The following is a 12,235-nucleotide window of genomic DNA, read 5'->3' on the forward strand; positions in this document are numbered from 1 at the left end:
TGCGGAACCCCCTGCGGCCTCGTTCCTCCGAGGCCGCAGGGGGTCCGGCCGGCGTCAGCGGCCGACGGTCTCCTCGACGCGCTTGCCGAGGGTCTCGTCGACGTTGCGCCAGTACTGGTAGACCCGCTGGCGCAGCTCGTCGCTCTTCACCTGGCCGACGTGGCCGGCGATGTTGCCCACCAGCCGGTCGCGCGCGGCGTCGTCGAGGACCTCGCGGACCAGCGTGCCGGCCTGGCCGAAGTCGTCGTCCTCGGCGTGCAGGGTGGCGGCGGCGCGCACCAGCTCGCCGTCGGACTCCCAGCCGGCGTCGCCGACCAGCGACGGCTGGGCCGCCGGGCCACCGTGGCTGTTGGGCGCGTAGACCGGGCGGTCGGCCGCGGCGAAGTCGAACCGCATGGCGCCGTCCTTCGAGTACGAGTGGACCTCGTTCTTCGGCGCGTTGACCGGCAGCTGCGCGTAGTTGGTGCCGATGCGGTACCGGTGGGCGTCGGCGTAGGAGAAGATGCGGCCGAGCAGCATCTTGTCGGGGCTGGCGGCGATGCCGGGCACGAAGTTGCTCGGCTCGAACGCGGCCTGCTCGATCTGCGCGAAGTAGTTCTCCGGGTTGCGGTCCAGCCGCAGCGTCCCGACCTTGATCAGCGGGTAGTCGCCCTTCGGCCACACCTTGGTGAGGTCGAACGGGTTGAACCGGTAGCCCGCGGCGTCGGCGTACGGCATGACCTGCACGTACACCGTCCACGACGGGTGGTCGCCGCGCTGGATCGCCTCGTAGAGGTCGCGGATGTGGTGGTCGGCGTCCTCACCGGCGATGCGGTCGGCGTCGGCCTGAGTCAGGAACTCGTGGCCCTGGTCGGTCTTGAAGTGGTACTTCACCCAGAAGCGCTCGCCGCCGGCGTTGATCCACTGGTAGGTGTGCGAGCCGAAGCCGTCCATGTTCCGCCAGCTGCGCGGCAGGCCGCGGTCGCCCATCAGCCAGGTCACCTGGTGCGCGCTCTCGGGCGACAGCGTCCAGAAGTCCCACTGCATGTCGTGGTCGCGCAGGTTCGAGCCCGGCAGCCGCTTCTGCGAGCGGATGAAGTCGGGGAACTTGATGGTGTCGCGCAGGAAGAACACCGGGGTGTTGTTGCCGACGAGGTCGTAGTTGCCCTCGGTCGTGTAGAACTTCAGCGCGAAGCCGCGCGGGTCGCGCCAGGTGTCGGGGCTGCCCTGCTCGCCGGCGACGGACGAGAACCGCGCCAGCGCCTCGGTGCGGGTGCCCGGCTGGAACAGCGCGGCCTTGGTGAACTGGCTGACGTCCTCGGTGACCTCGAGGACGCCGAAGGCGCCGCCGCCCTTGGCGTGCACCACCCGCTCCGGGACGCGCTCGCGGTTGAACTGGGCCAGCTTCTCGACCAGGTAGTGGTCGTGCAGCACGATGGGGCCGTTGGGACCCACCGTCAGCGAGTGGGCGTCGCTGGCCACCGGGGCGCCGGAGTTGGTGGTCGTGTGCGGCGTCGAGCTCATGCATTCTCCTCGTTGGGGGGTGGTAGCTGACCGCGAGGTCTCGCGCCAGCGGGGGTGTATCAGTGGCAGTCGGGGCACAGCCCCCAGAAGGTCACCTCGGCCTCGTCGAGCATGAAGCCGTGCGTGTGCGCGGGCGCCAGGCAGGGCGCCGCCCCGGAGCAGTCGACGTCGACGATGACGCCGCAGCCCCGGCAGATCATGTGGTGGTGGTTGTCGCCGACCCGCGTCTCGTAGCGCGCGGTGGACCCGGCCGGCTCGATGCGGCGCAGCAGCCCCGCCTCGGTGAGCGCGTGCAGCACGTCGTAGACGGCCTGGGTGGAGACGGCGCCGAGCGAGGCCCGGACGTGCCGCGCGACGGTGTCGGCGTCGGCGTGCGACTCGCGCTCGAGGGCGACGAGCACGCCCACGCGGGGCGCGGTGACCCGCAGCCCGGCGGCCCGCAACCGCGACGCGGCGTCGTCGCGCAGCTGCTCGTCCGTGGGCACGACTCGATCCTGGACGCTTTTCTGGAATGAGTCAAGTAAACGTCCGAATCCAGGTAGGGAGGAGCGCGCGGCGCCGATCCGGCACGCGGCGTCCTCAATAGCGGGGGCCGTTTTCTGCGGACGTCTCGATGCTCAGAGGACGGCTACGACTGTCGACGTCGGGAAGCTCAGATCACGGTTCGCCGCACGTATCTGGTCCACGAACCGGGTAGAGCCGCAGGTGCAGACGATCTCACGTCGGTCGGGCACGGCTCGATCATCGAGGCCGTGTCGCTGTGCGCGTTGACATCACAGCCGGTCAGCCGGATTCGGGCGGTCCCTCGTCGGGGTGCCGGCGCAGGTGGACGACGCTGGCCACCAGCCCGCCCCAGACGATGACGATGGCCACGACGAGCATGGCGACGGCCCCGGCACTCATGCCCGCTCCCTTCCGCCGACGGTCTCGAGTTCGGCGGGCACGAAGGTGTCGCGGTCCCGCCACGGGAAGAGCGACAGCAGCACGCCCACGACCAGTGCGCCGATGGCCACACCCCAGCCCACGGCCAGCAGGAAGCCGTCGGAGTAGCCCCCGTAGTTCTCCTCGAACTCCTGACGCAGGCTGTCCCAGAGCATCCAGCCCAGCATGACGGGGGTGACCAGCCCGAGCGCCACCTGCCACCAGGCGCCCAGCCGGACGGTGGAGGTGAGGTTCGCGTGCGCGCGGAGCGCGGGCAGCCGCCGCAGCGCCCAGGCGACCACGAGCACCACCACGAACGCGGCGAGGACGATGCCGTACTGGTTGATGAAGTGGTCGGCGACGTCGAGGTAGTGCAGGCCCTGCGCGGTCGGGAAGAGCACGATCGAGATGAGCGCGATGCCGCCGCCGACCGTCAGCACGGCCGGCAGCCGGGCCATCCCGGTGCGGTCCTGCACCGCGGAGACGACCACCTGCACGATGCTGATCAACGACGTCACGCCCGCGATGACCAGCGAGACGAAGAACAGCACGCCGAACAGTCCGGCACCGCTGGTGAGCGTCGAGATGATCTCGGGGAAGGCGATGAACGCCAGACCGACGCCCGACTGCGCCACGTCGGCGACCGCCACCCCGCTGGCGGTCGCCATGAAGCCCAGCGTGGCGAAGACACCGATGCCGGCGAGGATCTCGAAGGAGCTGTTGGCGAACCCGGCCACCAGCGCCGAGCCGGTGAGGTCGGAGCGCCGGTGCAGGTGCGAGGCGTAGGTGATCATGATGCCGAACCCGACCGACAGCGAGAAGAAGATCTGGCCGTACGCCGCCACCCAGACGGTGCCGTCGGTGATGGCGCCCCAGTCGGGCGCGAACAGCGCCTCGAGGCCCTGCGCGGCGCCGTCGAGGAACAGCGCCCGGACGACGAGGACGAGGAACAGCGCCACCAGCAGCGGGATGAAGAAGCGGTTGGCGCGCTCGATGCCGCGCCGCACGCCCAGGGCGAGGACGGCCAGCACGAACACCCAGACCGCGACGAGCGGCCAGAGCACCCCCGACACGTACGAGGTGATCCAGCCCGCGTCGCCGACCTGGAGGAAGTCACCGAGCAGGAACGCCTCGGGGTCGTCGCCCCAGTCCTGGCCCACGGAGAATCCGGCGTACCGGGCCGCCCAGGCGATGATGACCGCGTAGTAGGCGGCGATGACGACGCAGATGGCGACCTGCCACCAGCCCAGCACGCCGGCGCGGCGATGGAGGCGCCGGAACGCCAGCGGCGGCGAGCCGTGGTAGCGGTGCCCGATGGTGTACTCGAGCACCAGCAACGGGATGCCGGCCGTCAGCAGCGCCACCAGGTAGGGCAGCAGGAAGGCGCCACCGCCGTTGTCGTAGGCGACATAGGGGAATCGCCAGATGTTGCCCAGGCCGACGGCCGAGCCGACGGCCGCCATGAGGAACCCGGCCCGAGTGCCCCATTGCTCCCGTTCGCGGTGCACTGTCACTCCTCGCACGATCCATATGACAACCGACCTTACCGTCCGGCTCCGACAGGGTGTTTGTCTCCGTGGCGAGCGGGAACGACGTCCAGTGCGGAGGTGACGCATGTCGACGACCCCGGCACCCGTAGCCCATCGGACCGTCTCGATCGACGGCCTCGAGATCTTCTACCGCGAGGCCGGACCGCCGGACGCGCCCGTCGTGCTGCTGCCGCACGGCTATCCGTCGTCGTCGTTCCACTACCGCGGGTTCATGGCCGCGCTCGGCGATCGGTGGCGGCTCATCGCGCCGGATTACCCCGGCTTCGGGTACAGCGCGCAGCCCTCCCGGTCGGAGTTCGACTACACGTTCGCCGGCTACGCCGACGTGCTGGACGCCGTCCTGGCGAAGCTGGGCGTCGACCGGTTCGCGCTCTACCTGTTCGACTACGGCTCGCAGGTCGGCCTGCAGCTGGCGATGCGCCGGCCGGACCGGATCGCCGCCCTGGTCATCCAGAACGGCGACGCCTACGAGCACACGCTCGGCCCGAAGTACGACCTGCTGCGGCGCTACTGGGCCGACCCGTCCGACGAGCTGCGCTCGCAGCTGGAGGAGGCCGTCACCGAGCGCGGGCTGCGCGAGGAGGTGCTGGGCGAGGTGCCGGCGCACATCGCCGAACGCATCTCACCGGACCTCTGGCAGCTGGCCTGGACCCGGATGCGCGATCCGGAGAACCGGGCGATCATGGTCGACCTGTTCGCCCAGATCGAGGACAGTGTGGCCCGGTTCCCGGCCTACCAGGCCTACCTGCGCGAGCACCGGCCGCCGACGCTGATCGTCTGGGGACCGCACGACGGCTACATGCCGGCCGAGGCCGCGCACGCCTACCTCGCCGACCTGCCCGACGCCGAGCTGCACGTGCTGCCCGACGCCGGCCACTGGTTGATCGAGACGCACCTGGGCGACCTGGTGCGGCTGACCCGCGACTTCCTCGCGCGGGTCCATTACTGACGTCAGCGGGCCGCGCGCAGCCAGTGGGCGGCCTCGACCGCCCAGTACGTCAGGACGATGTCAGCGCCGGCCCGGCGGATGGACGTCAGCGTCTCGAGGACGGCGCGGTCGCGGTCGATCCAGCCGCGCTCGGCGGCGGCCTGGATCATCGCGTACTCGCCGGAGATCTGGTACGCCGCGACGGGGAGGTCGACGAGGTCGCGGACCCGCGCCAGCACGTCGAGGTAGGACATGGCCGGCTTGACCATGACCATGTCGGCGCCCTCCTCGACGTCGAGGGCGGTCTCGCGCAGCGCCTCCAGCCCGTTGGCGGGGTCCTGCTGGTACGTCTTGCGGTCGCCGACCAGCGACGACTCGACGGCGTCGCGGAACGGCCCGTAGAACGCCGACGCGTACTTGGCGGCGTAGGCGAGGATCGCGACGTCGGTGTGGCCGGCCGCGTCGAGCGCGGCGCGCGCGGCGGCCACCTGGCCGTCCATCATCCCGCTCGGCCCGACGACGTGGACGCCGGCCTCGGCCTGCGCGACGGCCATGCGGCCGTAGACCTCGAGCGTCGCGTCGTTGTCGACCGAGCCGTCAGGGGCCAGCACGCCGCAGTGGCCGTGGTCGGTGAACTCGTCGAGGCACAGGTCGGCCATGACGACGGTGGCCTCGCCGACCTCGGCGACGACCTCGCGGATGGCGGCGTTGAGCGGCCCCTTCGGGTCGACGCCGCCGGAGCCGGCGGCGTCCTTGCGCTCCGGGATGGCGAACAGCATGAGCCCGCCGACGCCGGCCTCGACCGCCTCCAGCGACGCCTTGCGCAGCGACTCCATGGTGTGCTGCACGACGCCGGGCATCGACGCGATCGGCCGCGGCTCGGTGGCGCCCTCGCGGACGAACATCGGCAGCACCAGGTGCCGCGGCTCCAGCGACGTCTCGGCGACCAGCCGGCGCAGGGCCGGCGTACGGCGCAGCCGCCGCGGCCTGGTCTCCGGATACCCCATGCCGACCCCTCCTACTGGGCGCTCTTGCGGCGGGCGGAGGCCCGGCGGCGCTGCGACGGCTTGAGCACCGGCTCGCCCGCCTCGACCATGGCCAGCCGGCGGGTCATGCCGAACTGCGCGAGCGCGTCGGCCAGCGCCTCGATGGACGGCTCGGGCGCCAGGACGTCGACCCGCAGGCCGTGTTCCTCGGCGGTCTTCGCCGTCTGCGGACCGATGCAGGCGACGACGGTGGACGCATGCGGCTTGCCGGCGATGCCGACGAGGTTGCGCACCGTCGACGACGACGTGAAGGCGACGGCGTCGAACTTGCCGGTCTTGATCGCGTCGCGGGTCTCGGCCGGCGGCGGCGCCGCGCGCACCGTCCGGTACGCCGTGACGTCGTCGACCTCCCAGCCCATCTCCGTCAGCCCGGCGGCCAGCGTCTCCGTGGCGATGTCCGCACGCGGCAGGAAGACCCGGTTGATGGGGTCGAGCACCTCGTCGTACGGCGGCCAGTCGGCCAGCAGCCCGACGGCGGACTGCTCGCCGGACGGGACGAGGTCGGGCTCGATGCCCCACGCCCGCAGCGCCTCGGCGGTCTTCTCGCCCACGGCGGCGACCTTGAGGCCGGACAGCGCGCGAGCGTCGAGGCCGTACGCCGTCAGCTTCTCCTTCACCGCCCGCAGCGCGTTGACCGAGGTGAACGCGATCCACTCGTAGCGGCCCTCGACCATGCCGCGTACGGCCTTGTCGATCTGCTGCGGGTTGCGCGGCGGCTCGACGGAGATCGTCGGCACCTCCTCGGGCACCGCGCCGGACCGGCGCAGGGCCGCCGACAGCGCGCCGGCCTGCTCCTTCGTCCGCGGCACCAGGACCCGCCAGCCGAACAGCGCCTTGGTCTCGAACCACGAGAGCGTGTCGCGGTGCTCGATGGTGTCGCCGACGATGACGACGAACGGCCCCTCGACCTTGGCCGCCCGGGCGTCGGCCGCGATGGTCCCCAGCGTCGACACGACGGTCTGCTGCTCGACGGTGCTGCCGGACGTCACGACGGCGACCGGCGTGGACGGCACCCGGCCGGCGTCGACGAGCGCCTCGGCGAGGTGGCCGAGCTGCTCGGTGACGCCGGTCAGCAGGACGGTGTCGGCCGTGCAGGACCGCAGGTCGATCTTGCCGCCGACGTCGAAGATCTCGACGCTGCGGCGGCGGCCGGTGACCAGCGGGATGCCGGCGTGCGCGGCGACGGACGTGGCCGTGGCGACGCCCGCGACGACCTCGAACGGGATGCCGGCCTTGGCGCAGGCGAGCGCTTCGTCGGCACCGGTGGCGTGGGTGAACGGGTCGCCGCCGAGCAGGCGCACCACCCGCCGTCCCCCCTTGGCGGCCTGGACGACGCGGCGCCCGCGGGCCGATGCGGTCAGGGTGACGCCTTCGTCGTCGACGCTGACGTCGACGACCTCGACGATGCCGGGTGCGTACGCGAGCATGGTGCGGTGCGCCGGCTCGTCGATGACGACGACGTCGGCCCCACCGAGCACCTCGACCGCCCGTAGGGTGAGCAGCCCCGGATCGCCGGGACCGGCGCCGACGAACGCGACGCCACCTTCTTCGGCGCGCTTCTGCGCACCTCGCGGAGTGGTCACGACTCTATTCCTCCTTCGACGCCGGCCCACCGGCGTCGACGACTGCCCCGGCCCCGTCGGCGAGAAGCTCGAGCGCGAGGTCGCGCCCGATCTGCTCCGCCCCCCCGAGGGGTCCGGTGGCTGACTTGCGGATACTCACCGATCCGTCGCGTGCTGCCACGACAGCCCGGATGTACAGCTCGAGGCCTCCATCGCCCTCCGCCGCCTCGGCGTAGGCACCCACGGGTGCCGTACAACCGGCCTCGAGCACGGCGAGAAGGGTGCGTTCGGCGGTGACCGCCGCCCTGGCGGCGGGGTCGTCGAGCGTGCCGAGCACCGCGGCGAGCGCGGTGTCGGCGGTGCGGCACTCGATGCCGAGCGCGCCCTGCCCCGGAGCGGGCAGCACCTGCATCGGGTCGAGCACCTCGGTGACGGAGTCGAGCCGGCCCAGCCGCGCCAGCCCGGCCCGGGCCAGCACGACGGCGTCGAGCGTGCCGTCGGTCACCTTGCTCAGCCGGGTGTCGACGTTGCCGCGCAGGCCGACGATCTCGATGCCCAGGCCGAGCGCCCGCAGCTGTGCCTCGCGCCGCGGCGACCCGGTGCCGACGCGGGCGCCGGCCGGAAGGTCGGACAGCTTGAGGCCGTCGCGCGCGCACAGCACGTCGCGCGGGTCCTCCCGCTCCGGGACGGCCGCGAGCACCAGGCCGTCGGCGGGTGCCGTCGGGAGGTCCTTGAGCGAGTGCACCGCGAGGTCGACCCGGTCGTCGAGCAGCGCCTCGCGCAGCGCCGCGACGAACACGCCGGTGCCGCCGATGCGGTCCAGCGGCGCCGTCGTCACGTCGCCCTTGGTCGTGATCTCGACCAGCTCGACCACGTGGCCGAGCGCGCGCAGGCGCTCCTGGACGTACCGGGCCTGGGCCAGCGCGAGGGCGCTGCGCCGGGTGCCCAGCCGCAGCGGTGTGGTCGTCATGGCGTCACCGTCCCGTCGGGCTTGGCGACGGCGTCGATGGACCGGCGGTCCAGCGCGAACAGCTCGCGCAGCGCGGCCTCGTACGACGCGCCGTCGGGCTGCGCCGCGAGCTCCTTGACCCGCACCGTCGGCTGGTGCAGCAGTTTGTCGACGACCCGGCGCACCGTGCGGGCGACCTCGGCGCGGGTGCGCTCGTCGAGGTCGGGCAGCCGCCCGGCCATGCGGGTGAGCTCGGCGTCGACGACGTCGTCGGCCATGCTGCGCAGCGCGACGACGGTGGGCGCGACCTGGGCCGCGCGGCGCGCGGTGGCGAACGCGGCCACCTCGTCGGTGACGATCGAGCGCACGGCGGAGACGTCGCCGGCCATGGTGCGGGCGTCGGCGACGTCGTCGTCGGCGGCCTCGCTCAGGCGGGCGAGGTCGGCCAGGACGACACCGGGGAGGTCGGCGACGCCGGCGTCGACGTCGCGCGGCAGGGCGAGGTCGACGATGCCCAGCGGCCGGCCGCCGCGGCCGTGGACCGCCGCCTCGACGGTCTCGAACGGCAGCACCACGCCGGCGGCGCCGGTGCATGAGATGACGATGTCGACCTCGCGCAGCACCTGCGGCAGCGCCGCCATGGGGACCGCGCGGCCGCCGACCGCCTCGGCCACGCGGGCGCCGTTCTCGGGCGTGCGGTTGGCGACGACGACGTCGACGCCCTCGCGCTGCAACGTGGCCGCGGCCAGCGCCGCCATCGACCCGGCGCCGACCACCAGGGCCGACGTGCCGGTGAGCAGCTCGCGCCAGGACGCGCCGGCGACCCGCCCGGCCGACCAGCCCTCGGCGGCGACCGCCGGCAGCACCCGGGCCAGGCCGAGCGTCACCAGCGAGCGGCCGGCGGCGTCGATGCCGGTCTCGGCGTGCGCCCGCTTGCCCACCCGCAGCGCCGTCTGGAACAGCTCCGTCAGCACCCGGCCGGTGGCCCCGGAGGTCTGCGCGAGCCGGAACGCGTCGCGCACCTGCCCGAGGATCTGCGTCTCGCCGACCACCATGGAGTCGAGGCCGCTGACGACGTGGAACAGGTGCGACACCGCGCGGTCGCCGTAGTGGACGTAGAGGTACGGCGTCAGCAGCTCGATGGGGGCGCCGGTGTGCTGCGACAGCAGCGCGCTCGCCTCCTCGATGCCGCCGTGGAACGTGGCGGTGTCGAGATACAGCTCGAGCCGGTTGCACGTGGCGACGACGACCGCCTCGGCGATCTGGTCGGACGACGGGACCTCGTCGAGCAGCTTCACGACCGCCGCGCGGTCGAGGGCGACGCTCTCGAGCACCTCGACGGGCGCGCTGCGGTGCGAGACGCCGATGGCCAGCACGCTCATCCGTTCACCGCCTCGGCCAGCTCGGCCGCCTGCTCGGCGGTCAGGGCCAGCGCGGCGCCGTTCTTGCGCTGTTCGTGGTAGGCGAGGATCTGCAACTCGGTGGAGAGGTCGACCTTGCGGAGGTCGACGCCCTCGGGCACCTGCACGATGGCCGGCGCGAAGTTCAGGATGCTGGTGACGCCGGCCGCGACGAGGCGGTCGCAGACCAGCTGCGCGGCCCGGGCCGGCGTGGCGACGACACCGATGGCGATGCCGAGGTCCTGGACGATCTGCTCCAGTTCGTCGGCGTGCCGGACCTTGAGACCGGCCACCTCCTCGCCCACGCGGCTGAGGTCGGCGTCGACCAGCGCGGCGATGCGGAAGCCGCGGGAGGCGAACCCGCCGTAGTTGGCCAGCGCGTGGCCGAGGTTACCGATGCCGACGATGACGACCGCCCAGTCCTGGGTCAGGCCGATCTCGCGGGTGATCTGGTGGCGCAGGAAGTCGACCTCGTAGCCGACGCCGCGGGTGCCGTAGGAGCCCAGGTAGGAGAGGTCCTTGCGCAGCTTGGCGGAGTTGACCCCGGCCGACGCGGCCAGCTCTTCCGACGACACCGTCGCCACGCCGCGCTCGGCCAGCGTGGTGAGCGCCCGCAGGTACAGCGGCAACCGCGCGACCGTCGCCTCCGGCACGCCGCGCGGCGGTGCTGCGGCAGCTGTCGGTGTGGACGACGGGCGGCTGTTTCGGGTCACGACACTCCCCGGTCGGCCGGCGCGGAAGGCGACATCCGGGGGCCGGGTGACGGACCCGAACCGGCAGGCTTTACGATGCGCCCCAGCCTAGACGCTTGTGAACGTGTGCACAAAGTTGCTGTTCTGGGCTGGATGTTCTATAAGGCGCCGGTGAGAGCGCGGCGGAGCCGGTCGGCGTCGACCCGCCAGAAGTCGTGCTGAGCGCCGTCGACGAACGTGACGGGGATCTGCTCGCCGTAGCGCCGCTCCAGCTCCGCGTCGCCGACGATGCTGCGTTCCTCCCAGCCGACGCCCAGCTCGGCGCAGACCGCCTCGACGATGGCCCGCGCGTCGTCGCACAGGTGGCAGCCCGGCCGTCCGAGCAGCAGCACCCGCGGCGGTTCGCTCATGGAGGGGTTCCCTTCGGCTCGCTTGCGATGAGCACCATTACGCACCGGTGCGTATACGTGCTCATCGCAAGGCCACCGTACGTCCTGCCGCGAGCGGGTGCGCCGGCGCGTCCGCCCGTGGGAGCGCCTGACGGGCCGGTCGGAGCGACTGATGGACGCGAGGCTGTCGGTGACCGCGCGTAGGGTGGGATCCCACCCAGCCGGGCGGGGCATGACCCGACCGGCCGGCAACGGGCATCCGGGCGAGCGATGCGCCGTTACTCTTGGCGACCATGCCGGGTTTGCGCTTGCGCAGGGAACGCACCGGGGCCGCGTCGGAACGAGCGCGGGCCGACGTCGCGGCCAGCACCGCCGAGGCGATCGCCGGCATCGAGCTGCCGTCCGACGCCCGGGCGGCGGCCTTCTTCGACCTGGACAACACCGTCCTGCGCGGCGCGTCGCTGTTCTACCTCGCCCGCGGCATGCACCAGCGCGGACTGCTCCGCACCAGCGACATCCTCCGGTTCGGGCGGCAGCAGCTGCAGTTCGCGCTCGGCGCCGAGGACCCCGACCACATCGTCGAGGCGCGCGCGGCGGCGCTGTCGTTCATCGCCGGGCGGTCGGTCGAGGAGCTGTCCCGGGTCGGCGAGGAGATCTTCGAGGAGCAGATGGCCGACAAGATCTGGCCCGGCACCCAGGCGATCGCCCAGCTGCACATCGACCAGGGCCAGCGGGTGTGGCTGGTGACGGCGGCGCCGGTCGAGGTGGCGACGATCATCGCCCGGCGGCTCGGCCTGACCGGTGCGCTGGGCACCGTCGCCGAGCACGTCGACGGCCGGTACACCGGCCGGCTGGTCGGCGACCTGCTGCACGGCGAGGACAAGGCGGCCGCCGTCCGCTCGCTGGCCGAGCGCGAGGGCCTCGACCTCGGCCGCTGCTCCGCCTACAGCGACTCCGCCAACGACATCCCGATGCTCTCGCTGGTCGGCTTCCCGTGTGCGGTGAACCCCGATCGCAGGCTTCGGCGGCACGCCCGCAAGCGCGGCTGGCGCATCCGCGACTACCGGGCCCGGCGGCGCAACACGACGCTGGGCATCGCGGCCGGGACGGGTGCCGTCGCCGGCGCCGCGGTCGGCATCGTCGCCGCCCGCAAGCGCCGCTGACCCCGTCCACCCACCCCTCCCCGAAATTGATCTTGGAGTTGTTCGGCAATTGGCGGGTGAAATGTCCGGTAGATACCCGAACAACTCCAAGATCAACGTCGGCGCGGGGGGCGAGGGCGGGGGCGAAGGGGC

Annotated in this window: 12 protein-coding genes; 2 read left to right on the forward strand and 10 right to left on the reverse strand. The window is 72.6% G+C overall.

The features are described 5' to 3' along the window. Positions 1 to 54: 54 nt before the first annotated feature. The 4 genes from DY240_RS02580 to DY240_RS02595 all read right to left on the reverse strand — a co-directional run bounded on the left by DY240_RS02580 (position 55) and on the right by DY240_RS02595 (position 3,932). The gene (locus DY240_RS02580) at positions 55 to 1,503 is read right to left on the reverse strand and encodes a catalase (RefSeq protein ID WP_119658409.1); all 1,449 of its coding nucleotides are present in this window, start codon (positions 1,501 to 1,503) and stop codon (positions 55 to 57) included. A gap of 59 nt (positions 1,504 to 1,562) precedes the next feature. Continuing rightward, a complete protein-coding gene (locus DY240_RS02585) occupies positions 1,563 to 1,988 on the reverse strand; it encodes a Fur family transcriptional regulator (protein ID WP_325049269.1) in 426 nt (141 codons plus the stop codon). Positions 1,989 to 2,286: 298 nt separating this feature from the next. Then, positions 2,287 to 2,406, reverse strand: coding sequence for a methionine/alanine import family NSS transporter small subunit (locus tag DY240_RS02590; protein WP_119658410.1), 120 nt, complete (start codon positions 2,404 to 2,406; stop codon positions 2,287 to 2,289). After that, positions 2,403 to 3,932 carry a sodium-dependent transporter gene (locus DY240_RS02595; protein WP_199700661.1) on the reverse strand — a complete coding sequence of 510 codons (1,530 nt, stop codon included), beginning with the start codon at positions 3,930 to 3,932 and terminating at the stop codon, positions 2,403 to 2,405. The genes DY240_RS02590 and DY240_RS02595 overlap by 4 nt, the downstream gene beginning before the upstream one ends. 106 nt (positions 3,933 to 4,038) lie before the next feature. Here DY240_RS02595 and DY240_RS02600 point away from each other — a divergent pair, with 106 nt between their 5' ends. Further along, entirely contained in the window at positions 4,039 to 4,923 is an 885-nt protein-coding gene (locus DY240_RS02600; RefSeq protein ID WP_119658412.1) for an alpha/beta fold hydrolase, read from the forward strand. 2 nt (positions 4,924 to 4,925) lie between these two features. Here DY240_RS02600 and hemB read toward each other — a convergent pair whose 3' ends face one another. From hemB to DY240_RS02630, 6 genes are all read right to left on the reverse strand, one after another. Continuing rightward, positions 4,926 to 5,909: a porphobilinogen synthase gene (gene hemB / locus DY240_RS02605; RefSeq protein ID WP_119658413.1), complete on the reverse strand. Its 984-nt coding sequence runs from the start codon at positions 5,907 to 5,909 to the stop codon at positions 4,926 to 4,928. 11 nt (positions 5,910 to 5,920) lie between these two features. Beyond that, complete coding sequence (locus tag DY240_RS02610; RefSeq protein WP_407659265.1) at positions 5,921 to 7,561, reverse strand: bifunctional uroporphyrinogen-III C-methyltransferase/uroporphyrinogen-III synthase; 1,641 nt, start codon at positions 7,559 to 7,561, stop codon at positions 5,921 to 5,923. After that, complete coding sequence (gene hemC / locus DY240_RS02615) at positions 7,536 to 8,480, reverse strand: hydroxymethylbilane synthase (RefSeq protein ID WP_119658415.1); 945 nt, start codon at positions 8,478 to 8,480, stop codon at positions 7,536 to 7,538. The genes DY240_RS02610 and hemC overlap by 26 nt, the downstream gene beginning before the upstream one ends. After that, positions 8,477 to 9,841 (reverse strand): glutamyl-tRNA reductase, encoded by a 1,365-nt coding sequence (locus DY240_RS02620; RefSeq protein ID WP_119658416.1) that lies wholly within the window; start codon positions 9,839 to 9,841, stop codon positions 8,477 to 8,479. The genes hemC and DY240_RS02620 overlap by 4 nt, the downstream gene beginning before the upstream one ends. Next, a complete protein-coding gene (locus DY240_RS02625) occupies positions 9,838 to 10,572 on the reverse strand; it encodes a redox-sensing transcriptional repressor Rex (RefSeq protein ID WP_119658417.1) in 735 nt (244 codons plus the stop codon). The genes DY240_RS02620 and DY240_RS02625 overlap by 4 nt, the downstream gene beginning before the upstream one ends. Positions 10,573 to 10,709: 137 nt before the next feature. Further along, on the reverse strand, positions 10,710 to 10,961 hold the full coding sequence (locus tag DY240_RS02630; protein WP_119658418.1) for a glutaredoxin family protein: 252 nt from the start codon (positions 10,959 to 10,961) through the stop codon (positions 10,710 to 10,712). A gap of 272 nt (positions 10,962 to 11,233) precedes the next feature. On the opposite strand from DY240_RS02630, the gene DY240_RS02635 reads away from it, so the two are divergent. Next, a complete protein-coding gene (locus DY240_RS02635; protein WP_119658419.1) occupies positions 11,234 to 12,103 on the forward strand; it encodes an HAD family hydrolase in 870 nt (289 codons plus the stop codon). The last annotated feature ends 132 nt before the right edge of the window (positions 12,104 to 12,235 follow it).

Source organism: Jiangella rhizosphaerae (assembly GCF_003579925.1).
GTDB classification, from domain to species: Bacteria; Actinomycetota; Actinomycetes; order Jiangellales; family Jiangellaceae; genus Jiangella; species Jiangella rhizosphaerae.

Bases quoted from the DNA above. Each gene is read 5' to 3' on its own strand.
- DY240_RS02590 (WP_119658410.1), bottom strand. From the start codon at position 2,406: ATGAGTGCCGGGGCCGTCGCCATGCTCGTCGTGGCCATCGTCATCGTC.
- DY240_RS02635 (WP_119658419.1), top strand. From the start codon at position 11,234: ATGCCGGGTTTGCGCTTGCGCAGGGAACGCACCGGGGCCGCGTCGGAA.
- hemC (WP_119658415.1), bottom strand. From the start codon at position 8,480: ATGACGACCACACCGCTGCGGCTGGGCACCCGGCGCAGCGCCCTCGCG.
- hemB (WP_119658413.1), bottom strand. From the start codon at position 5,909: ATGGGGTATCCGGAGACCAGGCCGCGGCGGCTGCGCCGTACGCCGGCC.
- DY240_RS02630 (WP_119658418.1), bottom strand. From the start codon at position 10,961: ATGAGCGAACCGCCGCGGGTGCTGCTGCTCGGACGGCCGGGCTGCCAC.
- DY240_RS02580 (WP_119658409.1), bottom strand. From the start codon at position 1,503: ATGAGCTCGACGCCGCACACGACCACCAACTCCGGCGCCCCGGTGGCC.
- DY240_RS02600 (WP_119658412.1), top strand. From the start codon at position 4,039: ATGTCGACGACCCCGGCACCCGTAGCCCATCGGACCGTCTCGATCGAC.
- DY240_RS02620 (WP_119658416.1), bottom strand. From the start codon at position 9,841: ATGAGCGTGCTGGCCATCGGCGTCTCGCACCGCAGCGCGCCCGTCGAG.